This window comes from Streptomyces sp. NPDC002324 (assembly GCF_053593335.1).
The window spans coordinates 254,271-279,861 of sequence record NZ_JBSFCF010000003.1 but is presented as its reverse complement, the minus strand read 5'-3'; the positions used below and the strand labels follow the sequence as shown (position 1 = coordinate 279,861).

18 protein-coding genes are annotated in these 25,591 nt (G+C 71.7%); 11 read left to right on the top strand and 7 right to left on the bottom strand.

What is annotated here, in order from left to right:
• Positions 1 to 128: 128 nt before the first annotated feature.
• The 3 genes from iolD to ACWCRJ_RS07270 all read right to left on the bottom strand — a co-directional run bounded on the left by iolD (position 129) and on the right by ACWCRJ_RS07270 (position 3,273).
• Positions 129 to 2,006 (bottom strand): 3D-(3,5/4)-trihydroxycyclohexane-1,2-dione acylhydrolase (decyclizing), encoded by a 1,878-nt coding sequence (iolD, locus tag ACWCRJ_RS07280; RefSeq protein ID WP_450938366.1) that lies wholly within the window; start codon positions 2,004 to 2,006, stop codon positions 129 to 131.
• Between the two features lie 49 nt (positions 2,007 to 2,055).
• The gene (locus ACWCRJ_RS07275; protein ID WP_450938365.1) at positions 2,056 to 2,934 is read right to left on the bottom strand and encodes a Cgl0159 family (beta/alpha)8-fold protein; all 879 of its coding nucleotides are present in this window, start codon (positions 2,932 to 2,934) and stop codon (positions 2,056 to 2,058) included.
• Positions 2,935 to 3,066: 132 nt separating this feature from the next.
• On the bottom strand, positions 3,067 to 3,273 hold the full coding sequence (locus ACWCRJ_RS07270; RefSeq protein ID WP_450938364.1) for a hypothetical protein: 207 nt from the start codon (positions 3,271 to 3,273) through the stop codon (positions 3,067 to 3,069).
• A 332-nt stretch (positions 3,274 to 3,605) separates the two neighbouring features.
• On the opposite strand from ACWCRJ_RS07270, the gene ACWCRJ_RS07265 reads away from it, so the two are divergent.
• The 8 genes from ACWCRJ_RS07265 to fxsT all read left to right on the top strand — a co-directional run bounded on the left by ACWCRJ_RS07265 (position 3,606) and on the right by fxsT (position 15,759).
• Positions 3,606 to 4,625 carry a sugar ABC transporter substrate-binding protein gene (locus tag ACWCRJ_RS07265; protein WP_450938363.1) on the top strand — a complete coding sequence of 340 codons (1,020 nt, stop codon included), beginning with the start codon at positions 3,606 to 3,608 and terminating at the stop codon, positions 4,623 to 4,625.
• A gap of 5 nt (positions 4,626 to 4,630) precedes the next feature.
• Positions 4,631 to 5,707: an ABC transporter permease gene (locus ACWCRJ_RS07260; protein ID WP_450938362.1), complete on the top strand. Its 1,077-nt coding sequence runs from the start codon at positions 4,631 to 4,633 to the stop codon at positions 5,705 to 5,707.
• An 8-nt stretch (positions 5,708 to 5,715) separates the two neighbouring features.
• Positions 5,716 to 6,615 (top strand): ATP-binding cassette domain-containing protein, encoded by a 900-nt coding sequence (locus ACWCRJ_RS07255; protein ID WP_450938361.1) that lies wholly within the window; start codon positions 5,716 to 5,718, stop codon positions 6,613 to 6,615.
• A gap of 341 nt (positions 6,616 to 6,956) precedes the next feature.
• On the top strand, positions 6,957 to 7,112 hold the full coding sequence (fxsA, locus tag ACWCRJ_RS07250) for an FxSxx-COOH cyclophane-containing RiPP peptide (RefSeq protein WP_005482117.1): 156 nt from the start codon (positions 6,957 to 6,959) through the stop codon (positions 7,110 to 7,112).
• Positions 7,113 to 7,145: 33 nt separating this feature from the next.
• Positions 7,146 to 9,602, top strand: a complete 2,457-nt coding sequence (locus ACWCRJ_RS07245) for an FxsB family cyclophane-forming radical SAM/SPASM peptide maturase (RefSeq protein ID WP_450938360.1) — start codon at positions 7,146 to 7,148, stop codon at positions 9,600 to 9,602.
• A gap of 175 nt (positions 9,603 to 9,777) precedes the next feature.
• Entirely contained in the window at positions 9,778 to 10,428 is a 651-nt protein-coding gene (locus ACWCRJ_RS07240) for a TIR-like protein FxsC (protein WP_450938359.1), read from the top strand.
• Between the two features lie 4 nt (positions 10,429 to 10,432).
• Complete coding sequence (fsxC, locus tag ACWCRJ_RS07235; protein ID WP_450938358.1) at positions 10,433 to 11,773, top strand: FxsC protein; 1,341 nt, start codon at positions 10,433 to 10,435, stop codon at positions 11,771 to 11,773.
• The gene (gene fxsT / locus ACWCRJ_RS07230) at positions 11,770 to 15,759 is read left to right on the top strand and encodes an FxSxx-COOH system tetratricopeptide repeat protein (protein WP_450938357.1); all 3,990 of its coding nucleotides are present in this window, start codon (positions 11,770 to 11,772) and stop codon (positions 15,757 to 15,759) included. Before fsxC ends, fxsT begins: the two co-directional genes overlap by 4 nt.
• Positions 15,760 to 15,832: 73 nt before the next feature.
• Here fxsT and ACWCRJ_RS07225 read toward each other — a convergent pair whose 3' ends face one another.
• From ACWCRJ_RS07225 to ACWCRJ_RS07215, 3 genes are all read right to left on the bottom strand, one after another.
• Positions 15,833 to 16,771 carry an alpha/beta fold hydrolase gene (locus tag ACWCRJ_RS07225; protein WP_450938356.1) on the bottom strand — a complete coding sequence of 313 codons (939 nt, stop codon included), beginning with the start codon at positions 16,769 to 16,771 and terminating at the stop codon, positions 15,833 to 15,835.
• Positions 16,772 to 17,113: 342 nt separating this feature from the next.
• Complete coding sequence (locus ACWCRJ_RS07220; RefSeq protein ID WP_450938355.1) at positions 17,114 to 18,901, bottom strand: acyltransferase; 1,788 nt, start codon at positions 18,899 to 18,901, stop codon at positions 17,114 to 17,116.
• Positions 18,902 to 19,003: 102 nt separating this feature from the next.
• Positions 19,004 to 20,677 (bottom strand): serine/threonine-protein kinase, encoded by a 1,674-nt coding sequence (locus tag ACWCRJ_RS07215; RefSeq protein ID WP_450938354.1) that lies wholly within the window; start codon positions 20,675 to 20,677, stop codon positions 19,004 to 19,006.
• A gap of 164 nt (positions 20,678 to 20,841) precedes the next feature.
• Here ACWCRJ_RS07215 and ACWCRJ_RS07210 point away from each other — a divergent pair, with 164 nt between their 5' ends.
• Together ACWCRJ_RS07210 and ACWCRJ_RS07205 are read left to right on the top strand one after the other, a co-directional pair.
• Positions 20,842 to 21,273 carry a PPOX class F420-dependent oxidoreductase gene (locus ACWCRJ_RS07210; RefSeq protein ID WP_450938353.1) on the top strand — a complete coding sequence of 144 codons (432 nt, stop codon included), beginning with the start codon at positions 20,842 to 20,844 and terminating at the stop codon, positions 21,271 to 21,273.
• 84 nt (positions 21,274 to 21,357) lie between these two features.
• Entirely contained in the window at positions 21,358 to 23,655 is a 2,298-nt protein-coding gene (locus ACWCRJ_RS07205; protein ID WP_450938352.1) for a SpoIIE family protein phosphatase, read from the top strand.
• Between the two features lie 73 nt (positions 23,656 to 23,728).
• Here ACWCRJ_RS07205 and ACWCRJ_RS07200 read toward each other — a convergent pair whose 3' ends face one another.
• Complete coding sequence (locus tag ACWCRJ_RS07200) at positions 23,729 to 24,517, bottom strand: PaaX family transcriptional regulator (protein ID WP_450938425.1); 789 nt, start codon at positions 24,515 to 24,517, stop codon at positions 23,729 to 23,731.
• A 312-nt stretch (positions 24,518 to 24,829) separates the two neighbouring features.
• On the opposite strand from ACWCRJ_RS07200, the gene ACWCRJ_RS07195 reads away from it, so the two are divergent.
• Positions 24,830 to 25,507: an SDR family NAD(P)-dependent oxidoreductase gene (locus ACWCRJ_RS07195; RefSeq protein ID WP_450938351.1), complete on the top strand. Its 678-nt coding sequence runs from the start codon at positions 24,830 to 24,832 to the stop codon at positions 25,505 to 25,507.
• The last annotated feature ends 84 nt before the right edge of the window (positions 25,508 to 25,591 follow it).

Below are 25,591 nucleotides of genomic sequence, written 5' to 3'. Positions count from 1 at the left end.
CGAGAGTGGCCGGGAGGTCGGCCCGGGATCGGCCGGGAGACCGATACGGGATCGGCCGCGAGTCCGACCGGAAGCAGGTCACCGAGGGGCTCCGGTGTGCGGGCCCCTCGGAGGGTTCGGCGGGCCCGTCAGAGATGGCGCCGCCGGCCGGTCGCCTCGCGGTCGTACGCCGCGCGTGCCTCGACCGCCGCCGGGCGGGAGGCCGTCTGCGCGACCGGGACGTCCCACCAGGCCTGCGCCGGGGGAGCGGTGGGCGCCGGGTCTGTCTCGACGTACACACAGGTGGGCCGGTCCGAGGCGCGGGCCGTCGCGAGCGCCTCGCGCAGTTCCCGCACGGTCTTGGCGCGGATGACGTCCATGCCGAGGCTGGCCGCGTTCGCCGCCAGGTCCACCGGGAGCGGAGCGCCGGAGAAGGTGCCGTCGGCGGCGCGGTAGCGGTAGGCGGTGCCGAAGCGCTCGCCGCCCACCGACTCCGACAGGCCGCCGATGGAGGCGTACCCGTGGTTCTGGATGAGGACCAGATTGACCGGCAGGCCCTCCTGGACGGCCGTCACGATCTCCGTCGGCATCATCAGATACGTGCCGTCCCCGACCAGCGACCAGACGACCGTGCCGGGCGCCGCCTGCTGGACACCGATCCCGGCGGGGATCTCGTAGCCCATGCAGGAGTAGCCGTACTCCAGGTGGTACTGGCGGGGGCTGCGGGCCCGCCACAGCTTGTGCAGGTCGCCGGGGAGCGAGCCGGCCGCGTTGATGATCACGTCGTCGTCGCCGACGACCGCGTCCAGGGCGCCGAGCACCTGGGTCTGGGTGGGCGCGGCGTGCTCGTCGGCCGGGGTGTAGGCGGCCTCCACGACCTGCTCCCAGCGCTCCTTGCCGGCCTGGTACTCCGCCTCGTACGCCTCGCTCACCCGGTGGCCCTCCAGCGCCTCGGTGAGCGCGGTCAGACCGGCCCGCGCGTCGCAGACGACCGTCCGGGCCGACAGCTTGTGGGCGTCGAACGCGGCGATGTTGAGATTGACGAAGCGGACGTCCGGGGTCTGGAAGAGGGTGTTCGAGGCGGTGGTGAAGTCGGTGTAGCGGGTGCCGACGCCGATGACCAGGTCGGCGGTGCGGGCGATGTCGTCGCAGACGGCCGTGCCGGTGTGGCCGATGCCGCCGAGGTCGGCCGGGTGGTCGAAGCGCAGGGACCCCTTGCCCGCCTGGGTGGACGCGACCGGGATGCCCGTGGCGTCGACGAGCGCCTTCAGCGCCTCCTCGGCCTCGCTGTGGTGGACGCCGCCGCCCACGACGATCAGCGGCCGCCGCGCGGCGCGGATCGCCCGGACGGCCTCCGCCAGTTCCACCGGGTCGGGCGCGGGACGCCGTACGCGCCACACGCGCTCGGCGAAGAACTCCTCCGGCCAGTCGTATGCCTCCGCCTGGACGTCCTGCGGCAGGGCGAGGGTGACGGCGCCGGTGTCGGCCGGGTCGGCGAGGACCCGCATGGCGTTGAGGGCGGCCGGGATCAGGGCCTCGGGGCGGGTGACGCGGTCGAAGAAGCGGGAGACCGGGCGCAGGGTGTCGTTGACCGAGACGTCGGCCTCGGTGGGGTGCTCCAGCTGCTGGAGCAGCGGGTCGGCGGTGCGGGTCGCGAAGTAGTCGCCGGGCAGGAGCAGCACGGGGAGGCGGTTGACGGTGGCGAGGGCGGCGCCGGTGACCAGGTTGGTGGCGCCGGGGCCGATGGAGGTGGTGACCGCCTGCGCGGAGAGCCGGTTCAGCTGGCGGGCGTGACCGACGGCGGCGTGCACCATGGACTGCTCGTTACGGCCCTGGTGGAACGGCATCGCCTCCTCACCGGCCTCCAGCAGCGCCTGGCCGAGCCCCGCGACATTGCCGTGGCCGAAGATGCCCCAGGTCCCGGCGATCAGCCGGTGGCGCTCCCCGTCGCGCTCGGTGTACTGCGCGGACAGGAACCGCACCAGCGCCTGGGCGACGGTCAGACGGCGGGTGGGGGACTGGGACATCGGGACCTCACGGGTTGGGGGTGGTGGTGGGTTCGTGTGCGGGGCGGGCTCAGAGCAGCCCGACCGCGGTGTCGACCGCGGTCTCCACGCCGCCCTCGGCCGGGTAGAGCAGGGAGCGGCCCGCGACCAGGCCCTGCACGGTGGGCAGGCGCAGGGCCTTGCGCCACTTCTCGTAGACGCCCTCCTGATCCCTGCCCACTTCGCCGCCGAGCAGCACGGCCGGCAGGGTGGACGTCTCCAGGACCTCGCCCATGGCGTCGGGGTCGTCGGTGACGGGCAGCTTGAGCCAGGTGTACGCGGAGGTGCCGCCGAGCCCGGCCGCGATGGCGATGGAACGGGTGACGGCGTCGGCGCCCAGGTCGTTGCGCACCCTGCCGTCGACGCGGCGGGAGAGGAAGGGCTCGACGAACAGCGGCAGTCGGCGGGCCGCCATCTCGTCGACCGCCCGGGCCGTGGAGTGCAGCGTCCGCAGGGACCCGGGGTCGTCGTGGTCGATCCGCAGCAGCAGCTTGCCCGCGTCGAAGCGCAGCCGCGCGAGGTCCTGTGGACGGTGGCCGGTGAAGCGGTCGTCCATCTCGAACGAGGCGCCGGCGAGCCCGCCGCGGTTCAGGGAGCCCATGACGACCTTCCCTTCCAGCGCGCCCAGGAGGAGCAGGTCCTCCAGGATGTCGGCGGTGGCGAGCACACCGTCGACCCCCGGGCGGGCCAGTGCGAGGCAGAGTCGTTCGAGGAGGTCGGCGCGGTCGGCCATGGCGAGCGGGCGGTCGCCGACGCGGAGGGCTCCGCGGGCGGGGTGGTCGGCGGCGACGATCATCAGACGGCCGGTGTCGCCGACGAGCGGTCGCCGGGTGCGGCGCGCCGCCGCCTCGGCGATGGCCTCGGGGTGCCGGGCACGCACGCGCACGAGGTCGGGGATGCGGACGGTCAAGTGGGGCTCCTGTTGTTCGGCGGGTGCGGGTGCGGGTGCGGGAGAGGTGCGGGTGCGTGGGGGCTGGTCGCGCGGTTCCCGCCCCCAGACACGCGGGGGCTGCGCCGCCGGACGCTCGTCAGGCCGCTCGCATCAGGCTGCCGCCCGCATCAGGCTGCCGCCGGCATCAGGCTGCCGTCGGCATGGGGCCGCCCACACGGCGTGGGCCGGGGAGGCACTGCCGAGGAACCCGCCGAAGGACTCGACGCGCGCGAGAGGGACGCCGGTCTGCAACGGATCGAGATCGATTGCGACACGGCTTGTCGTGAGCGGATCGAAGGATTCGGCGGACTCCGGCATGCGCGTCGCTCCTCAATGCGGGGATGCGGGCCACCGGAGGTCCGCGGCGCGCGGGGATGCGCGCACTCGGGTCCGGATGTATCCCAGGTGTAGGACCCGAAGCGGCCCCCTGTCAAGACTTTGTACTGACATCCTGACTTGCTCGTGAAATGATGTCTTAACAAAGTCTTGACAGGGGGGTCCGTCAGGGGTTTGTATCCCGTCCCAACGAATCAGCGCAGTCGGCCTACCGGCACAATGATCCGGACTTTCGAAGTCCGGGCCCGCGCGGGCGCTCCGCCCGACGCTGTCCCGATCCCTTTCCACCTGTCGCACAGTGAGGTGCAGGAAAGATGGACCGCACGTTGTACTCCCGCTCACGCAGAGTGGCTCCCTTCTTCGCCATGGCCGCAGCGTCCGCGCTGCTGATAGCCGGCTGCTCCAGCAGTTCCGGCGGGAAGGAGTCCGAGGAGGGCGGGGCGGACGCCTCCGCGGGCAAGGCGAACACGCCCCGGATGAAGGTCGCGCTGGTCACCCACCAGGCACCCGGTGACACCTTCTGGGACATCGTCCGCAAGGGCGCCCAGGCGGCGGCCGACAAGGACAACATCGAGCTCATCTACTCGGCGGACCCGAACGCCGGCAACCAGGCCAACCTGGTGCAGAACGCGATCGACCAGAAGGTCGACGGCATCGCCATCACCCTCGCCAAGCCCGACGCGATGAAGGACGTCGTGGCCAAGGCGACGAAGGCGGGAATCCCGGTCGTCGGCCTCAACTCCGGTCTGAGCGACTGGCAGCGGCTCGGTCTGATGTCCTTCTTCGGGCAGGACGAGAGCGTGGCGGGCGAGGCGTTCGGCAAGCGGCTGAACGAGGTCGGCGCGAAGAAGGCCGTCTGTGTCGTCCAGGAGCAGGGCAACGTCGGCCTGGAGCAGCGCTGCGCGGGCGTGAAGAAGACCTTCGAGGGCGACACCGAGATCCTCAACGTCACGGGCACCGACATGCCGTCCGTGAAGTCGACCATCACGGCCAAGCTCAAGCAGGACACCGCCATCGACTACGTGGTCGCCCTCGGTGCGCCCTACGCCCTGACCGCGGTCCAGTCGGTCGGGGACGCGGGCAGCAAGGCGAAGGTCGCCACCTTCGACCTGAACAAGGAACTGACGGACGCCATCAAGAGCGGTGACATCCAGTTCGCGGTGGACCAGCAGCCGTATCTGCAGGGCTACCTGGCCGTGGACTCGATGTGGCTCTACAAGAACAACGGCAACTACAGCGGCGGTGGCGAGGAAGCGGTGCTGACCGGCCCCGCGTTCGTCGACAAGAAGAACGTCGACACGATCGCCGAGTTCGCCGCGAAGGGCACCCGGTGATCTGAATGACCCAAACAACGGCTCCGGCGGCGAGTTCCTCGCCGCCGGCTCCGCCGGCCGGCACGCAGAAGGACGGGCGCACCGCACAGCGCTCGCTCGGACGCCGGCTGCTGGCCCGCCCGGAGGTCGGCGCGCTGATCGCCGCGATCGGGGTGTATGTCTTCTTCTTCTCGGTGGCCCCGTCCTTCCGGGAGGCCAGTTCGCTGGCGACCGTGCTCTACCAGGCCTCCGTCATGGGCATCATGGCGATTCCGGTGGCCCTGCTGATGATCGGCGGCGAGTTCGACCTGTCCGCCGGTGTCGCGGTCACCACCTCCGCCCTCACCGCCGGCATCCTCAGCTTCCAGCTGACGGTGAACGTGTGGACCGGCGTGATCGTCGCGCTGATCGTGTCGCTGGCGGTGGGGGCGTTCAACGGCTGGCTGCTGATCAAGACCGGGCTGCCCAGCTTCCTCGTCACGCTCGGGTCGTTCCTGATCCTCCAGGGCTCGAACCTGGCGGTGACGAAGATCTTCACCGAGAACGTGGCGTCCGACTCGATCAGCGACATGGACGGCTTCGACCAGGCCAAGAGCGTCTTCGCCTCGGAGGTGTCGATCGGCGGCGTCGACGTCAAGGTCACGGTCTTCTACTGGCTGGCGTTCGCGGCGATCGCGACCTGGCTGCTGCTGCGTACCAAGTTCGGCAACTGGATCTTCGCGGTCGGCGGGAACAAGGACAGTGCGCGGGCCGTCGGCGTGCCCGTGAACTTCACCAAGGTCGCCCTCTTCATGGGGGTCGGCGCGGGCGCCTGGTTCGTGGGCATGCACCTGCTGTTCTCGTTCAACACGGTGCAGTCCGGCGAGGGTGTGGGCAACGAGTTCCTGTACATCATCGCCGCGGTGATCGGCGGCTGTCTGCTGACCGGCGGCTACGGCTCGGCCGTGGGCCCGGTGATCGGTGCCTTCATCTTCGGCATGGTCTCCCAGGGCATCGTCTACGCCAACTGGAACCCCGACTGGTTCAAGGCCTTCCTCGGCGTGATGCTCCTGATCGCCGCCCTCGTCAATCTGTGGGTCCGCAGCCAGGCCACCCGGAGGTGAACCACCCCATGACCACCAGCAACGAAACCACCACCCCCGCGACCTCGGGCGCGGGCGAGGCCCCCGTGGTCGAGCTGCGGAACACCGGCAAGGCCTACGGCAACGTCCGCGCCCTGCACGGCGTGAACCTGGCCGTCCACCCCGGCCGTGTCACCTGCGTCCTGGGTGACAACGGCGCCGGCAAGTCCACGCTGATCAAGATCATCTCGGGCCTGCACCAGCACACCGAGGGCGAGGTCCTCGTCGACGGCGAGCCGGTGCGCTTCACCACCCCGCGCGAGGCACTGGACGCCGGCATCGCCACCGTCTACCAGGATCTGGCGACCGTCCCGCTGATGCCGGTCTGGCGCAACTTCTTCCTCGGCTCGGAGTTCACCAAGGGCCCCTGGCCCGTCCGGCGTCTGGACATCGCCCGGATGAAGGAGACCGCGGACACCGAACTGCGCAACATGGGCATCGTCCTGGACGATCTGGACCAGCCCATCGGCACCCTCTCCGGCGGCCAGCGCCAGTGCGTGGCCATCGCCCGTGCCGTCTACTTCGGTGCCCGTGTCCTCATCCTCGACGAGCCCACCGCCGCCCTCGGCGTCAAGCAGTCGGGTGTGGTGCTGAAGTACATCGCCGCCGCCCGCGACCGCGGTCTGGGCGTCATCTTCATCACCCACAACCCCCACCACGCCTACATGGTCGGTGACCACTTCAGCGTCCTGCGCCTCGGCACCCTCGAACTGAGCGCCGCCCGCGACCAGGTCACCCTGGACGAACTCACCAACCACATGGCCGGGGGCACCGAACTCGCCGCCCTCAAGCACGAACTCGCCCAGGTGCGCGGCGTCGACGTCGACAAACTCCCCGAAGCGGAGGACCTCACGGCACCCGTGGGCACCGCGAAGGACGGGGCCGCGTAACACCCGGCGGCCGCTCCCCGCGAGCGGTCCGGCCGCCGGCACGGCCGGGCCGTCAGGACGGCTCTCCGCCACGACGGCCCCTTCGACCGAAGGGGCGACCGGGAGAGGCATCCTGACGGCCGCGGCCGTTCACGCCGACAGCGCCCGGCGGACGGCGAAAACCCTTGCCGCTCACCGGGGTTCACCGGCCCCGGCCCCGTGTCGTGACACCGCCGCCGAGGCGGTGGCGATGTCTTCCGTCTCCCCGATCCACGACTTGGCTGGCGATCGCCTTGCTGTTCGGTTACCGGGCCGTCACCATGAGGTGTGCCGCCCGGAGCCGTACGCTCGAGGAGACGCCTATGGACAGGTACGAGCAGCCCTTCGCCACGAGCGTCGTCAGGGACTTGCACGACACCTCACTGGACGAGGTACCGGAGTCCGCTCAGGAGTCGGCCATGGCAAGGATGCTCGCAGGTGGCGGAGAGCCGGTGGCCGCCTTCCAGTCCTCGCTCTGACCGGTCCGGCCGGAACGACGGGGAACCCTACCGGTGACGGTGGCGGCGCGGCCCTTCCGCCAGTTCGTGATCAAGGTGCACAGCCGGTGCGATCTGGCCTGTGACCACTGCTACGTCTACCAGCACGCCGACCAGAGCTGGCGCGGGCGTCCGGGGACGATGTCCGAGGAGACGTTCCGTCGTACGGCCGAGCGGATCGCCGAGCACGCCGCGGCGCACCGGCTCACCCGCGTCCATGTCGTCCTGCACGGCGGCGAGCCCCTCCTCGCCGGGCGGGAACGGCTGCGCGCCTACGCCCGCGAACTGCGCTCGGCCCTCGACGGCGTGGCCGCGCTCGATCTGCGGATGCAGACCAACGGCCTCCGGCTGGACGACGCGTTCTGCGCGATGCTCGTCGAGGAGTCCATCGTCACCAGCGTCTCGCTCGACGGGGACGAGGTGTCCCACGACCGCCACCGGATCAGACGGGACGGCTCCGGCTCCTACCGGGACGTGGTCCGTGCGGTGCGCCTGCTCGGCTCACCGCCCCACCGCGGCGCCTTCGGCGGGCTGCTCTGCACGATCGACGTCGAGAACGACCCGGTGGAGGTGTACCGGGCACTGGCCGAACTCGCCCCGCCCGCAGTCGACTTCCTGCTGCCGCACGCCACCTGGGAGTACCCGCCGCCCCGCCCCGGCGGCGAGACCGGCTCCGAGTACGCCCACTGGCTGATCGCCGTGCACAAGCAGTGGACCGCCGACGGCATGCCGATGCGGATCCGGATGTTCGAGTCGATCAGCCGGCTGAGCCGCGGCCGTGGCAGCCTCACCGAGGCGCTGGGGCTGGGCAGTTCGGACCTGCTCGTGGTGGAGACCGACGGAGCCATCGAGCAGGCGGACTGGTTGAAGACGGCCTATCCGGGAGCCCCCGGGACCGGCATGCACATCGACACCCACCGCCTGGAGGAGGCCGCCGCCCATCGGGGCATCCAGGCCCGCCGCGCCGGACTGGACGGACTGAGTGCGCAGTGCCGCGCCTGTCCCGTCGTGTCGGTCTGCGGCGGGGGCCTCTACGGACACCGTCACCGCAGGTCCAACGGCTTCGACAACCCCTCCGTCTACTGCGCGGACCTGCTGAGGATCATCGAGTACGTCCAGACGACCGAACGCGACGACGCCGACGTCCGGCACGGCTGGCACGGCCTGTCCTGGGGTCACTTCGACGAACTGGCCGCCGGACACGGCAGCACGGCCGCGGTCCGGTCACTCGCCGCGGCCCAGAACAGCCAGCGGCGCGCGCTGCTGGCGGCAGCCCGCCGCGCGGACACCCAGGGGCCGGGCACCCCGGCGCCGGGCGCGGGCGCGGGCACGGGGACGGCCTCGGGCTCGGGCTCGGATTCGAGGTACGGCCCGGTGACCGGCGGCTCGGCGGATTCGGCCCCCGGCTGGGACGCGGTCCTCGCCCTGCCCGCCGCCGCGCTGGACGTGCTGCTCGCCGACCCGTACCTGCGCGTGTGGGCGCTCGCCTGCGGCCAGTCGGTGCGTCGGCGGGCCGAGGGCCACCCGGCCGAGGCCGCGCTGTCGGCCGTCGCGCGCACCGGAGGCCGGCTGACCCTGGCCGTACCGCTGCGGCACGGCTCCGCGGGCCCCGCGGTCCATCTGCCCGGCATCGGGCGGCTGTTGCTGCGGGGCGGCGGCCGTGACCGGCCGTCCCGGACGCTCACGGTGACCGCGGCCGACGCCGCCCTCACCATCGAAGGGCGCACCCTGGGCCGGGAGCGGCCACCCGACGGCATGATCTGGCAGCCGCTGCGCCGTCTGTCCTCGGACGGGCTGGACGTGGCCCTGGACGACCTGGACCCCTCCCGTGACTGCTACGGCTACGAGCCCCGGCCCCGGCTCTCCGAGGCCGAATTCCGACGCTGGGAGGTGATGTTCGAGGAGGCCTGGCAGCTGATCCGGACCGAGTACGCCGACTACGCGCAGGGCATCGCCGCCGGCCTGACCACGGTCACCCCGCTCACCCCCGCACCGTCCGGCGACGACGTCAGCGCCACCTCCCGGCACGCCTTCGGGGCCGTGGGCATCGCGCTGCCCCGCACGGCCGAGGACCTGGCCATGCTGCTCGTCCACGAGTACCAGCACGTCAAACTCGGCGCGATGCTCGACATGTTCGACCTGCTCGACGGCGTCGACGAGCGCCGCTACCGAGTGCTGTGGCGCCCCGACCCCCGGCCGCTCGACGCCATCCTCCAGGGCGCCTACGCCCACCACGCCGTCGCCGACGTGTGGCGGATCAGGGTCCGGCGCGGTGCGGCCGGTGTCGGCGCCACCCTGTACGAACGCTCCCGCGCGGAGGCCGACAAGTGGCGTACGGCCGTGCTGGACGCCCTCGACACCGTGGCCGGAACCGGCTCCCTGACGGCCCTCGGGCACCGCTTCGTACGCGGGCTGCGGGGCGAGGCGGAAACGCTGGGCGGAGTGGCCGAAACGGGTCCGATCGCGGTGTAATGGCCAGCCAACTCCTGTCCTTCGCACCCGTGTCCGGTGCAACTTGCTCCGGCCCGACCCCTGGCACCGGCGGTGGTTTTCGCGTTCCAATGGATCCTTGGTGGAGATCCGGCTGCGACGGTCGGGGCCTGGGAGGGGCCCGCGGTGGGCTACGGGGGAGGGGAAAGGCGAGTCCATGGTTCAGGCGGTATCTCAGGCGACGCAGTCGGCGGATTCCTCCGATCCGTACGTGTTCTTCATGAGCTACGCGCGGACACCACTGGCGGGGATGCGGGCCAGGAAAGACGCGTCGGACGTGGCGCTGGAGCAGTTCCATGTCCAGTTATGCAGCGACATCATGCAGTTGACCGACCACGACGGTCAGGAACTGCCCGGTTTCCTGGACAAGAGGATGCATCCCGGCGACGACTGGGAGGGCCGGCTCAAACAGGCCCTCGCCACCTGCCGGGTGTTCGTGCCGATCTACAACAGCCGGTACTTCAGGCGGGAATGGTGCGGTAAGGAATGGGACGCCTTCGCGCGGCGTCAGCGGCTGCGTACCGGGCCCTACACGGGCAACGCGATCATCCCCGTCCTGTGGGTGGGCGAGCAGCACCTGACGCTGCCGTCCGTCGCGGCCAAGGTGCAGTACGCGCATTCCGATCTGGGTAAGGATTACCTGCAGTCCGGCCTCTACGGACTGAAGCAGGCGGGCCGCCACGCCAAGTACCGCAGCTCCGTATGGGCGCTCGCCCAGATGATCGTCAAAGTGGCTCAGCAGACCAGCCTTGAACCGTGCGACGTGGAGCTGTTCAGTGACCTCCGGAACGTCTTCGAGGGGGAATAGCGGGATGCCGATGTTCTTCATGAGCTATGCGCGGGTTCCTGCTCCCCGGCACCGGGACATCTCCCAGGACCCCAACCGCCTGGTCTTCCAGTTCTTCGACGAACTGTGCGGGAAGGTGGCCCGCCACGCGAGAGTGCCGCGGGAGGAGGCCGGTTTCGTCGAGCGGCCCGGGGCGCCGGGGGAGAAGTCGATCAAGGCGCTCCTCGGCTGCCAGGTCTTCGTCCCGCTGTACTCCAAGCGCTACTTCAGCAATCCGCAGTGCGGGCGTCAGTGGACCGCCGTCACCCGCCAGACCACCCAGGGGGTGCGGCCGAGCATCGTCCCCGTGCTGTGGACGCCGTACTCGCCCACGTCCCTGCCCGAGAGGGTCAAGCAGCAGTACCCCGAGGTACCGGAGGGCTTCGGCGAGGCCGCCGAGAACTACGCCTCCATGGGCCTGCACCGGCTGCTCGACCAGGTGCTCGACCTGACCGAACGGCCGGACCCCGACGACGAGCACACGGCGGCGCAGCTCTCCGCCCAGGTCGCCCAGCTGACGGACTGGCTCGCCCGGCGCATCGTCGACGAGGCCGCCGCGGTCCCCCGGCAGACCCCGCCGCTCTCCGGCGGGGGACGGACGGCCGAACCGACGACACTGGCCGGGCTGGACGACGCCTTCGCCGACCCGCCCTTCGCCTCCCCGCTGCACATCACCGTGCTCGCCCCGACCGAGGAACAGTTACCGGTCGGCCGGGACAACATGCGCTACGGACCCCGCGTCGACGACTGGCGGCCCTACGGGCAGGCGGTGGGACCGCTGGTCGAGCAGATGGAGGCCCTCGCCCGCAACCTCGGCTTCGAGCCCACCGTGCACCCCTTCCACAAGCACCAGGCGGAGCTGCGGAGTGCGGAGATCCCGACGGCGCCCTGGATCCTGGTGGTGGACCCCTGGGCCCTGGAGAATCCCCAAATGGCCGCGCAGGCACGGGAGTTCGACAGGGCCCGGCGGCCGTGGACGGGAGTGCTGAGTACCCTGGCGGGGGACGACGTGCAGACCAAGGAGCAGTCCGACCGGCTGCGCGGGCTGCTGCTCACGCACTTCCCCCGCTTCCTCAGCGAGGGGCGGACGGGGGAGCAGGAGGCGGTACGCGGTCTGGCCGGGGCGGATGTCTTCACCCGCTGGTTCAGCGAGCTGGCCGAGGCGACCAAGATCCGGTATCTACGGTACATTCATTCGCAATTGTCCCGGGGCGCCGTTGACGCCCGGGATGTTCCGGAATCCGGTGCGGACCTGCCCCGACGGCCCGACGCCGACAGGGACGACGGGGCACCGAGCGACGGACGTCGCGTGGAGGGCAGGCCATGACCGGCGACGACGCGGGCAGGATCATCACGTTCTACTCGTACAAGGGTGGTACGGGACGGACGATGGCGCTCGCCAACACGGCCTGGATCCTGGCCTCCGCGGGCAAGGCCGTCCTGGTCGTCGACTGGGACCTCGACGCTCCGGGCCTGGACCGCTTCCTGCATCCCTTCCTCAGCGAGAACCAGCTGCGCTCCACGCCCGGGGTGCTCGAACTGGTCAGCCGTTCCACCCAGTCCATGCTCCAGTCCTCCGCCGTCGCGGAGCAGAAGCGCCCGGGCGAACTGGATTCCGAATCGCCGATCTCGGTCGACATGTGGGCGGCCGACGGCATCCCCCTCAACAGCTGTCTCATCCAGGTCGACTGGGACTTCCCCGAAGGCGGCCAGCTCTACTACCTCCCGGCGGGGACCAAGAACAAGGGCTATCTGTCGGCGTTCTCGCAGTTCGACTGGAAGCCCTTCATGGACGGGCCGCTGGCCACCAGGTTCCTGGAGGCGCTCAAGCGGGAGTTCGTCGGCAACTTCGACTACGTCCTCATCGACAGCCGCACCGGGCTCAACGACATCTCCGACATCTGCACCGTCAACCTGCCGCACACACTGGTCACCTGCTTCACCCCGAGCAGCCAGAGCATCGAGGGCGCGGCCGGCGTCGCCGAGCGCATCGACGGGATGTACGGCAACCGGGACATCCGCATCCTGCCCGTCCCCATGCGCGTCGAGAACGCCGAGGCCGACCGGCTGGACGCCGCCCGTGGACAGATCCAGTACCGCTTCGACCGCGTCGTGCGCAAACACATCCCGCACCAGGACCCGGAGGACTACTGGGGGAGCGTGGAGATCCCCTACCGGCCCATCTACTCCTACGAGGAGACGCTGGCCCCCTTCCGCGAACAGCCCGGGGACCCCAAGAGCCTGCTCGCCGCCTACGAGCGACTCACCGAGGTCATCACCGACGGCCAGGTCACCTCCATGCCGCGCATCGACGAGCCGCTGCGCCGCAAGACCCTGGAGCGGTACACCCGCCACCGCCCGCCGCGCATCTCCGACGTCTACGTCAGTTTCGTTCCCCAGGACCGGAGTTGGGCGCACTGGGCGGGCGCGGTCCTGGAGCAGGCCGGTTTCAAGGTGCACCTCGCGCAGGAGGGCACGGTCGAGAGCGCGCAGCGCAGGGACGAGATCGAACGCGGCGTCGAGTCGGCCTCGCACACCCTGGTCATCTTCTCCGAGGCCTATCTGAGATCGTCCCGCTTCCGCACCACCTGGGAGGCGGTCTACGCCGAGGGTGACCGGCGCTCCCACCAGCTGGTCTCGATGCAGGTCGACCGCAAGCTGTCGCTGGACGCGCCCTTCACGGAGCAGCTGGCCGACATGACCCGCTGCGACACCGGGGAAGCCGGCCGCGAGGCGCTGCTGAGCAGCTTCGGCCGGTCGGCGGAGTCACTGACCCGCAACGGCTTCACGGGCGCCGAACAGAAGCTGCCCCGATTCCCCGGCGCGTGGCCACCGATCTTCTCGGTCCCGCTGCAGACCTCGTCCTTCACCGGCCGCACCGAACTGCTGGAGGGCATCCGGGCGAAGCTGTGGCGGGAGGACACCCGGGCCCTGGTCCTCAAGGGCATGGGCGGCGTGGGCAAGACCCTGCTGGCCCAGGAGTTCGCCTACCGCTATCGAAGCGACTACGACGTCATCTGGCACATCCAGGCCGAGCAGCGCATCCTGGCCGTCGAGCGGTACGCGGGCATGGCCGAGTCGCTGGGCCTGCCGGAGCGCACCAACCCCACGGACACCGCGAAGACGGTGTACGAGGCCCTCAACCACGGCGAGCCGTACGGCAGTTGGCTGCTGATCCTGGACAACGTGACCGAGGCCGACCACCTCCCCGAGTTCATGATGGACGGCCGCGGCGGCCACATCCTGATCACCAGTCAGCGCTCCGAGGGCTGGGGCCGGTTCGTGGACACCGTCGACGTCCCCGTGTTCGAGCGTGACGAGAGTATCGCCCACCTGCACAGCCGCCTGCCCGACTGCGGCTGGCCGGAGGCCGACCAGATCGCGGAGGCGCTGGGCGACCTGCCGATCGCCATCGAGCGTGCCGCGGCCTACATCGAGCAGACCCGGGTCGACGTCCGCGGCTACATCAAGCAGCTCCAGCCCCAGGCCACCGGAGCCCCCGCCGACAACACGGTCGGCGAGGTCGTCAAGTCCAGCACCAACACCTGGGAGTTCGCGCTCGGACAGCTGAAGGAGAATTTCCCGCCGGCGGTGAAGCTCCTGCAGATCTGTTCCTACTACAGCCCCGAGCCGATCTCCATGGACCTGCTGGAGGGCGTCGAGGTCTCCCGCGCACTGGGCGGGGCCCGCACGGTCTCCCGCGCCTACAAGGAGCTGAGCCGGTTCTCCCTGGTCACGGTCGACCGCAAGGCCCGAAGCCTGACGGTGCACCGCATGATGCAGATCGCCATGCGGGAGGAGATGACCGAGGCGGAGCGCGAGGACGCCCGCGAGGTGGTCTACCGCTCGCTGATCGCCGCCCGGCCCAACGGGGACGACCCCGAGAACCCAAACACCTGGGAGAAGTACCGCATCATCTGGCCGCACCTCGGTACACCCTGGGCCGAGACGTCCTCCGACGAGGGCATCAGGGAACTCTTCGTCGACCGCGTCCGCCAGCTGCGCCGCCGGGGCGAACTGACCCAGGCCATGGACTACAGCGTGCGCCGGGTGGACGCCTGGACCGCACTGGGCCCGCCGGACGAACGCTGGACGCTCCACATGCGCTTCCAGATCGCCAACATCCTGCGCGCCCAGGGCAGATACGAGGAGTCGCTCTCCCTGGACCAGGAGATCCTGGAGCGGCAGCTCGCCGTGCTGGACGACGAGGACGACCAGCACATCCTCATGACCACCAGCAGCATCGCGGCCGACCTTCGCGGTCTGGGCCGCCTGACGGAGGCACTGCGGTACGACGAGGAGACGTACCAGAGATACGAGCTGATCTATGGCGAGGACCACGCGCGCACCCTCAGCGCGGCCAACAACCTCGCGGTCGCCCTGCGGCTCTCCGGCGACTACTACAAGGCGCGCGAACTGGACCGCAGGACACTGGAACTGCGGGAGGCGATCCAGCTCCACGACCATCCGCTGACCATCGAATCAGCCGTCAACCTCGGCCGGGACCTGCGTGACTGCGGGGACTACGAGGAGTCCGTCACCCTGCTGAAGCGTACCTACGAGCGCTGTCTGCGCAACCCGCGCCTCACCCAGGGCTCGCCGACCGTGCTCAACACGGCCAAGGGCCTGGCCGGTTCACTGCGCCGCGCGGGCCAGCCGGTGGAGGCCGAGGAACTCGTCCGCCACGTCCTGAAGAGCACCCCCGAGGGAGAGAAGGGATCGTCCTCGGAACGCTCGCTGCTGGAGATGAGCCTGGCGGGCGACATGGCCGCCCAGGGCCGCGTCGACGAGGCGTTGACCCTCATCCGCAGGGTGCTGGACGACCTGCGGGACAACCTGGGGGACGGCCACTCCCAGACCGTGGCCTGCTCGGTCAACTACGCCGTCCTGCTGCTCGACGACGTCGCCTCGATCCGCCCCGAAGCGGCCGACAAGGCATGGGAGTTGCTGCGCCTGGCGCGGGCGACGTTCCGCGAACTGAACGGCGACCACCACCCCTATGTGCTCATCTGCCGCGCGAACCTCGCCGTCGCGGAGGCCGCCCTCGGCAAGTGGGAGGAGGCCAGGAGGACCAGTCACGACGCCTACGAACTGCTCAAGGAGGTCCTCGGCCCCACGCACCCGTCGACGCTGACCTGCGCCGGGAACCTGGCCGTCGTCCTGAGCCATCTGGGCCGGGCCGACGAGGCCCGCACCAAGCACCATGACACCCTGGCCGCGCTGAGCAAGCGCATCGGCCGGGAACACCCCCGCGTGGTGGCCCTCCAGGGGTGGAAACTCAGCTGCCTCGACCTGGAGCCGCACCCGATCTGACGGCGACGGGCCCGGATGTGCGGCCGGTGCCGGTGTCGGCGGCCGGCCGTACACACCGTGCGGGGCGGTGTTGTCAGCGCCCGGCCGCGTCCCGGGTCCAGGCGAGCACCTGGGGCAGGGCCGGCAGCGCCGCGAAGTGGGCGGCGGACGGCTGCAGCACGGCCTTGGCCGAGGGGATCTGCTTGGTCAGCCAGTGGAAATGGGCGACCGGGGCGAACACGTCGCGTTCGCCGTGCCACAGCATCACGGGCACCGAGCCGTCGATCTCCTGGAGTTTGAACCCCCAGTGCGTCCGGAACGCGACCAGGTCGTCCACCCAGCCCATCGGTGCGCGCGGATCGACCGACTCCTCCTCGCCCTGTTCCGCCCGGCCCACCGCCGACAGGTAGTTCCGGAGAAGGTGCTCACGGATGCCGGCGTCCTCGACGATCACCCGGTCGACGCTCGGCATCTCCTCCCGGAGGGACGCGAGGAACACGGTCGGATCGCGCCGGATGGTCTCGGCGTTGCGGGCCAGCAGCGCACCCAGCTCGGTCACGTCGGGGGCGTGGCGGTCGAGCAGATCGTAGGTCGACACATTCGACTCGGACATCTCACTGTGCCAGTCGAATCCGTCGCCGTCGGCGTCGGGCGGGGCGAGCGAGACCAGCGCGGCGACACTCGCCACCTGGCTGCCGATGTTCCGGGCCGCACAGGCCAGGGCGTGCGGGGCGCCGCCCGATCTGCCCACCACGGAGTACTTCTTGAGATCCAGGTCCTCGGCGATGACACTGACGTCATGGGCCGCGTCGACCACCGTGCGTTCGCCATGGCGGTCGGAGCCGCCGTACCCCGGCCGGTCGTAGGCGATGAGCCGCACGCCGAGCTTGTGGAGGTCGAAGGTGCGCAGGCGGGGCCCGAGTCGGCTTCCGGGAGTTCCGTGCAGCAGAAACACCGGGTGTGCGTCCGGATCGCCCCAGGTCTCGTAGGCGATCGTCCGTCCGCCGGACGGCGTCTTCACTGTCTTGACCACCCGATGCCCTCCCGTGCCAGCGGCTGTGGAGTGAAGCGCGGGACCTCCCAGCATCACGCATGGGAAGCCCCGCTCCTAGTAGCTGCTCAGCCGTTCTGGCTTCATGTGGCAAGAATTGGGTAAACGTGGGCCGCTCGGCTGTTCACGCCCCAAGGTAGTGCACACGGGCACGGGTCGCCGGATCAGGAGGGAATTCGTGGTGACCGAGTGAGTCATGAGGTATGCCCCCTCATCGCGCTTGCGGCGTCCGTTCCCTTCCTTCGTGATGCCCGGCACCTGGGTGAACACACATCCACCCGTACGGAGCATGACGGACGCTGACGTTCCGGAAAGTGGCACGCGTCACGCCCCCGGCGCCGCTTCGGGACGGTGCACACCGCGCGGCCGGTAACCGAGGAGGTCGGAGCGGCCCAGCAGATCGGCCAGCAGCCAGGCGATCGCCAGCCACATCTCCGTCCCCTGCAACCCCGGTTCCGGGCCGGGCCCCGCCGGACCAGGGCCGAATCCGAACCCCCTGCCGTCCTGCCAGCGGGTCAGGACGGCCGAGAGCCGCCGTTCGGCCCAGCCGCGGATCTCGGCCGACCGGTATCCGTCGGCGCTCGCGCCCTGGCCGCCGATCTGCCGTGTGCACAGCCACAACGGATGGGCGACGTCGAGGACGTTGCAGGCGTTCTCGCGGCCCGCGCCGAAGTGGCGGGTGTCGCGGGCGTGGTCCAGGACCGCGTCCACGACCCTTTCCGGATGCGGCACGGGTACCCCGGACTGCGCGAAGGAACCCCGGGTGAGCCGGTAGTAGCCGTTCACCACCTGCAGGCGCCCGGTGACGGCCGAGGGGCTGCCCCACATGCCGGTCCAGGGATCGGCGCGGGTGAGGAGCCAGCCGAAGAGTGCTTCGAGGGTGCCCGGGGTGAGCCCGGTGGCGTCCGGGTGCCGGAGGCTCCAATGGGCGGCGGTGGCCCAGGAGTCGACCCAGGCGCCGGCTCCCCATGCCTGGTCCCGCCAGGGCAACTCCTCCAGACGAGCGGTGAGTTGCTGGGCCGTCATGTCGCGCACAGCGCCTATCGATCGAGGGAACGACGACCCCAGGAGATCCAGCGCGTAACCGACGGACAGGACGTGGTACAGCTCCGGGCCCTCGCCGACGAAGCCGTCGGCGTCCAGGGTGGGCGGCCGGTCGCCGAACTCGGGCACCAGACCGGACTCCGGGTCCTGGAGCGAGGCAAGGCGCTCGATGTGCCGCTCCTTGGTCAACTGTCCGGGCACCGAGGCCAGGAGGAGGTCGGCGATCTCCACCGCGTCGCAGTGCGCCCGCACGGTGGGGGCGACTCCGGGGCGGTCGGTGTAGTGGTCGCCGTTCCAGCAGCGGGCGATGATGTCGGCGGCCTGGGCGCGGGCGGTGTCGGCGAACCGGGCCAGCGCGTCGCCGGTGACCCCGCTGCCCGTCACCTCCCGCCCCTCGGGGCGCCGCCGGCCCTCCGTCTCCGTCCGGCCCTCCGTCTCCCTCAGGCCGCCCGTCTCCCTCAGGCCGCCTGTCTCCCGCCGACCGCCCGTCTCCCGCCGGTCCCGGATCCGCCGCGCCGGATTCCCCGCGGCCACCGACCACGCGGGCACATCCTTCGTCACCACCGCCCCGGCGCCGATGACGCAGTGGTCGCCGATGGTGACCCCGTCGACCACGACCACATGGGAGCCGATCCAGACGTCGTCGCCGACGGTGATGCCCCGACTGGTCTGGGGCTGCCGGAAGACCGGCCGGTCGGGAGCGGTCGAGTGGTTGAAGCCGAGGAGCGAGGTGTGGGCACCGATGCGTACGCCGGTGCCCAGGCGGACGGTCCCGCGGACCACGGTGAACGGGTTCAGCGTGCAGTCCGTGCCGGTGGTGAGGTCGCCGGTGACGTAGGCGTGTGCGGCGATGTACGAGTCGGCGCCGAGGCGGAGCCGGTCGGGGAAGACCGCCGCCGACCCGGCCACGTAGCAACGCTCGCCCACCTCGCTGTCGCCGCCGAGGGACCGCCGCCGTTCCCGTTGCGCGGCTCGTTGCTCCGCCGTCGCCTCCTTCTCGAACAGCCAGGGGCAGTGGTCGAAACGGTCGGAGTGCGCCACGGGCGGCTGCTGTCGGTGGTCGTCCATGGGGCGCACGCTAGGCAGACGGGCGCCTGATGAGGAAGGGGGTCTCGCGGAGGAGGGGCGCAGGACCGGCCCCGCCGCCCACGCCGTGGCGCGAGCCCCGGATCAGGAGACGCCCGTCGTCAAGCCGTCCCTCGCCGTGTCGAAGACGGGGCGGTAGGTGTCCCAGTCGAGGTCCGGGGCCGACAGGTAGACGTCATACTCGCGTTCGCCCTCGCGGCCGAATCCCAGGTCGATGGCGCGGAAGGCGCGGGCGCGGCCCTGGAAGGTGAACTCCCAGACGGCGGCGGGCAGTTCACGGAAGGTCGTCTTCTGCATGCGCAGCCTGCGGTACGTACCGGGGTAGTTGAGCTTGGTGTTCGCCTCGATGTCCTCGAAGTGGGCCATGGGGTGCGAGCCGGCGGGGTCCACGATGCCGATCGTGAGTCCGGCCAGTTTCGTCTCGTCGGTGTAGGTGACCGACTCGGCCGTCCGCTTGCTGACCGTCCAGCCGTCCGGGACGGGGAGGGAGATGCCGAGCCCCTTCTCCGAGACCAGACGGAAGCCGTCGGGGACGGGCCGGGTGGAGGGCGGGGCGGAGGGCTGGGTGGCGGTCGCCGTCTTTCCGCCGCTCGATGACACGGTGTTCCTGTCGGGGTTCGCGGTCGCGTACAGCGCGGCCCCGACGACCGTCGCGGCCACGGTCACCGCGACGGCGACCGGGACGAGGATCCGGCGCTTCTTCCGGCCCTGACGGGACGGTCGGTCGGCGTCGGGGCCTGTCGCCGTTCCCGCGCCAGGACCGGTGTACGACTTGCCGGTGGACCGGCCGGCGAGCAACGTGTCCCCGACGACCGGATCCCCGCTGTCCCGGCTGTCCCGAGCCCCGTCGACGAGGCCGTCCCCGGCTCCCGGTATCGGCAGGGCGGTCGTCGTCTGGCCGGCCACCACGGCCCGCAGTGCCCGTTCCGTCTGTTCGATGGTGGGACGGTCGGCGGGATCCTTGGCGAGGAGGGCCTCGATGAGGGGTTCGAGGGCACCGCCCTGCTTCAGGGGCTCCAGGGGGTCCACCGCGATGGCGTACGCGGCCTCCATCGCGGTGAGGCGGCGGAACGGCGGGCGGCCCTCGACGGCCTGGTAGAGGGTCGCGCCCAGGGCCCACAGGTCGGACGCGGGGCCGGGCTTCTGGCCGCGGATGCGCTCCGGGGCCATGTAGTGGATGGAGCCGACCATCTCGCCGGTCCTGGTCAGGGTGGAGGCGTCCGCGGTCATCGCGATGCCGAAGTCGGTGAGGACGACCCGTCCTTCGGCGGCGAGTAGGACGTTGCCGGGCTTGACGTCCCGGTGCAGTACGCCGGCGGCGTGCGCGGCGCGCAGCGCGGCGACCATGCCCAGACCGATTCGGGCCGCCTCCTCCGGCGGCAGGGTCCGGCCGTCCGTGAGGAGGTCGGCGAGCGTGGGCGCCGGTACGTACTCCATGACGATGCAGGGCCGGCCGTCACCGGTGCCGCCCTCGAAACCACCCTGAACGCCGTCCACATGGTCGTCCACGACGTCATGGACGACGATCACGTTCGGGTGGGCGATCCGGGCCGCGCTCCGGGCCTCACGGCGCGTGCGCTCGTACAGGGTGACGAGGTCGTCGGGGGACAGGTGCGGCTGGACGTGCAACCGCTTCACCGCGACCTGACGGCCGAGGACCTCGTCCCCGGCCCGCCACACCGTGCCCATGCCGCCGCGGCCTATCTGCTCCGTGAGCCGGTAACGCCCGGCGACGAGCCGCCCTACGTCCGACACCACGTGCCCTCCGCCAGCCCCGCATACGTTCGATTCGCCTCGTCAGCCTATCCGGCCCCGGGCAGGGGCCCGACAGGAGGAGCGGGTTCGGGGCGCACCGGTTGGCGGTGCCCCGCCTGGCGTGGCGCTCTCGCCCGGGAACCGTGGAGAGGGCCGATGATGGTCGGATGACCGCCACTTCGTTCGATCCGCGTGCCCTGCTGGCGAAGAGCCGGCTCGGTGTCCTCGCCACTCTCAAGGCCGACGGCCGCCCCCAGCTGTCGCCCGTCATGCCCTCCTACGACGAGGAGGCCGGGGTCATCCGCATCTCCACGACCGAGGCGACCGCCAAGACCGCCAACCTGCGCCGGGACCCGCGTGCCGCACTGGAGGTGACCAGTTCCGACGGCATGTCCTGGGCCACGGCCGAGGGCACGGTCCACCTCGTCGGACCCGGCACCGACCCCGAGGGCCCGGAGGTCCAGGCCCTGGTCGACTACTACCGCGCCGCCGCCGGGGAGCACCCGGACTGGGACGAGTACCGCTCGGTGATGGTCTCCGACCGCCGGGTCCTCGTCGTCCTGACGGTCGACCACGTCTACGGGGCCGCGCTCGGCTGACGGCGCGGTGGCCGTGGGCCGGGGCCGGCCGGGCCGGGGGCCAGCGGTGGGGCGTAGGCGGTGGTTCGGCGTACCGTCGTGACTGTGGACCTCACGGTTGAGGGTCTCGTGTCCCGCGTCGCGCGTGAGCTCGTCCCCCGGGCGGACGAGCTGACCGCCGAGGTGGAGTGGTGCCTGCGCCGGGAGATGCCCGAATTGTGGGCGCACCCCGACGCCATGTCCTCCCGGAACGTCGCCGAACACGTCATGGCGGTGCTGTCCGCCCTCCAGTACGGCGTCGACCCGGACGGCATCGAGGTACCGGACGCCGAGCTGGAGCGCGTCCGTCGCGTGGCCCGGCACGGCATCCCCGTCAGCGCGGTGCTGCGGGCCTTCCGGCTCGGCCAGGGCATCATCCTCGACCGGCTGCTGGAGGAGATGGCCCGGCGCACCGACGACGCGGCCCTGATCAGTGAGGCCACGCGCAGCCTGGTCGCCACGGCGACCGGGTACGTGGACCGCACCTCCGAGCAGGGCGTCGTGGCGTACGAGGAGGAACGGGACCGGCGGCTGCGGTGGCGGCTGTCGATGGTGAACGAGGCGAGCATGCGCATCGGCACCACCCTCGACATCGCCCGCACCGCCCAGGAACTGGCCGACTTCGCCACCGAGCACTTCGCCGACCTCGTCACCGTCGACCTGCTCCGCTCCACGCTCACCGCCCACGACGCCCCGGCGGACGAACCGCCCGCGTCACCCGCACTCCACCGCCTGGCCCAGCGGTCGGCCACCCACCCGGACCCGGCGCCCTCCCGACGGCACCCCCACACCTTCCCGCCCGGCTCGCCACCGGCCCGCGCTCTCGCCACGGGCCAGCCGACCAGGCACCGCCTCGACGACGGCGGCCGGGGACCGCACGGCCCGCACGGCCCGGCGGAGCCCGCGGCCGACGGCTGCGCGGGGGAGGGCGCGGGGGGCGGCGGGGGCACGGTGGGGGAGGGGAGACCGGCGAGCGTGGACGGCAAGCCTCCCGGCCCTGCCCGCACGGTCCACTCCACACTGGTGGTGCCGTTGCGCGCCCGGGGCGCCACGCTCGGTGTCGCGCAGTTCTGCCGGGACCGCAACCCCGACGCGTTCGACGACGAGGACCTGCTGCTGGCCCAGGAGATCGCCGCCCGCGCGGCGGTCGCCGTGGACAACGCCCGCCGCTACACGCACGCCCGCGCCACGGCCCTCACCCTGCAACGCAGCCTGCTCCCGCGCCGTACCCCGCGGCAGTCCGCCGTCGACGTGGCCTTCCGGTACCTGCCTGCCGATGCCCATGGCGGGGTGGGCGGCGACTGGTACGACGTCATCCCGCTCTCCGGGGCCAGGGTCGCCCTCGTCGTGGGTGACGTCGTGGGCCACGGCATCCACGCCGCCGCCACGATGGGCCGCCTCAGGACCGCCGTACGCACCCTCGCGGACATCGACCTGCCGCCCGACGAACTGCTCACGCACCTGGACGACGTGGTGATCCGCCTGGCCGCCGAGGTGGAGGACGACGACGCGGACGATGTGGCCGGGGCCGGCGCGGGAGCCGATGCCGGCGGCGGAGGCGGGGACATCGGTGCCACCTGCCTCTACGCCGTGTACGACCCCGTCTCGCGCCGCTGCACCCTCGCCCGCGCCGGGCATGTGCTGCCCGCCCTGGCGAGGGCGGACGGCGCCGTCGACATCCTGGACCTGCCCCCGGGCCCGCCCCTCGGCCTCGGCGGGCTGCCGTTCGAGACGGCGGAGATCGAACTGCCCGAGGGCAGCCTGCTCGCGCTCTACACCGACGGTCTGGTCGAGGCACGGGACCACGACATCGGCGCGGGCCTGGACCGGCTCCGTGACGCGCTCGCCCGACCCGCCGCCTCGCTGGAGGCCACCTGCGACGCCGTGCTCGAAGCCCTGCTGCCCGCCAGGCCGCCCGACGACGTCGCCCTGCTCCTGGCGCGGACCCGCCGCCTCGGTGCGGGCCAGGTCGCCACCTGGGACCTGGAGGCCGAACCCGCCGCCGTCGCCAGGGCCAGGGCCCACGTCACCCGGCAGCTCGGCGACTGGGGCCTCGCGGAGCTGGAGTTCACCGCCGAACTGGTGGTCAGCGAACTCGTCACCAACGCCATCCGCTACGGCCGGCCCCCCATCCGGCTGCGCCTCATCCGCGACCGCACCCTCCTGTGCGAGGTCTCCGACTCCGGCGGCACCACCCCGCACCTGCGCCGCGCCCGCGTCTTCGACGAGGGCGGCCGCGGCCTCCTCCTGGTCGCCCAGCTCGCCGAGCACTGGGGCACCCGCCGCGTCCGCCGGGGCAAGACGGTCTGGGCCGAGCTGAACGACTCCGCCACCGTCCCGCTCGCGGCCCTGGCGGCCTTCTAGGGGCCTTCTGGGGGCCTTCTGTAGGCCTTCTGGAGGGTGAAAGAGCCGCGCGGGGCCGGGCGGCGGGCCGGGGCTAGCTCGGCGCGACCGTGTCGAGGAGGGTGTCGGCCATCCGCCGGGCGGGCTCCTCGGTCCGCTCCGCGACCCGGCGGAAGGTGTCCTCGGCGGGGCGGGCCGGCCAGTCGGGGGGAAGGTGGAGGGCGGGGAGGCGGGGGTCGGCGCGGACGGTCCGGAGCCATTCGCTGACCAGCCGCAGACGCGTCGCGATCGGGTCCTCGACCGAACCGGCGCCCAGGTCGGCCGTCCAGCGCTTGTCGAAGGCGACGTAGCGGGCGGCGATGCCCTCCAGGTCCCAGGTGTCGCGGATCATCAGCTCGATGTCGGTGGCGACGTCCGCCCGGGCGTGGAAGACCTTGACGTGGCCGGTGAGTCCCAGCTCCGCGACGGCACCGGCGATGTCGACGTTCCCGGGGGCGATCCACAGCCCGTTGTAGAGGGCGCCGAACCCGGACCAGGTCAGTCGCGAGCGCAGGTCGTGCCGCTGGCGCTTCCAGGAGTCGGGGAGGGAGAAGCCGAGGAGCGTCCAGGTGCCGTCCCAGTCGTCGTTGACCGCGCCCTGCCGCCAGATGCGGGTGCGGCCGTCCATCAGGACGCGTGTCGCCTGCGGTGTGAGGCCGAAGTACATCCTGCGGCCATCGCGCCGGCGCCGCAGCAGACCGCGGTTGACCATGCGGGTCAGCGTGGAGCGTACGGCCTGTTCGCCGACGCCGACCCGGCCCAGCACGTCGATGATGCTGCCCGAGTACACGCACCGGTCGCGATCGCCCTCCTCCAGCACGTGGTTGCCGAAGAACGCGAGCATCAGTGACTGCGGGCGGGGCTGCGGGCCGCCCGTGGTGTCGCTGTCCGTGTTCTCGCGGTCAGGGGTCTCGCTGTCCAGGTTGCCGCTGTCCAGGATGTCGCTGTCCGGGGTGTCCAGGATGTCGTAGTCCTCCACGGGGCCAGCGTACGGCCGCCCGTCGGCGCTCCCGCGGGCGGCCGTACCAGGTCACCGTGCCGTGGACGGACCGGGGGCGTCCTGCCGACGCGGGCGCGCCCTGCGTCACGATGGGGACCGTCAAGCGCGTCCCCGGGGAGGGGCCGCGCCGTCCCTCGGCCAGGAAAGCTGGAAGCCATGACCACCATCGCCGTCATCGGAGCCGGGCCGGGCCTCGGCGCGGCCGTCGCCCGTCGCTTCGGCCGTGAGGGGTTCGCCGTGGCGCTCGTCGCCCGCGACCCGGAGCGGACGAGGGCGCTCGCCGCCGACCTGGCCGACCAGGGCGTCACGGCACAGGGCTTCGCCGCGGACGTACGCGACCCGGACGCCCTGACCGCCGCGCTGGAGGCGGCGCACGCGGCGCTGGGGCCGGTCGAGGTCCTGCAGTACAGCCCGCTGCCGCACCGGGACTTCATGCTGCCGGTGCTGCGGACGGGCCCGGCCGACCTGGTCGGCCCGATCGAGTTCTCCGTCTACGGCGCGGTCGCCGCCGTCCGCCAGGTGCTGCCCGGCATGCGCGAACTCGGCCGGGGCACGGTCCTCCTCGTCAACGGCGGCACCGCCGCGGTCCCGCACCCCGACCGGGCCGGCACGTCCGTGGCGTTCGCCGCGGAGAGCGCGTACGGCCGGATGCTGCACGACACCCTCGCGGGAGAGGGCATCCATGTCGCCCAGCTGGTCGTGCCCGGAGCGATCGTCCCCGGGCACCCCAGGAAGGACCCGGCCGTCCTCGCCGACACCCTGTGGGGCATCCACCGCGACCGGCACGGCTTCCGTCACTTCGCCGACGACCTCGACGACCTCGACGCCTCGTAGGGGACCCGCCCGGGCCGCCGGCGACAGGCCCGCCCGCCCGTGACGCGGCCGACGCGCGGTCGCGCGGGGCGGGTGTCAGGCTGG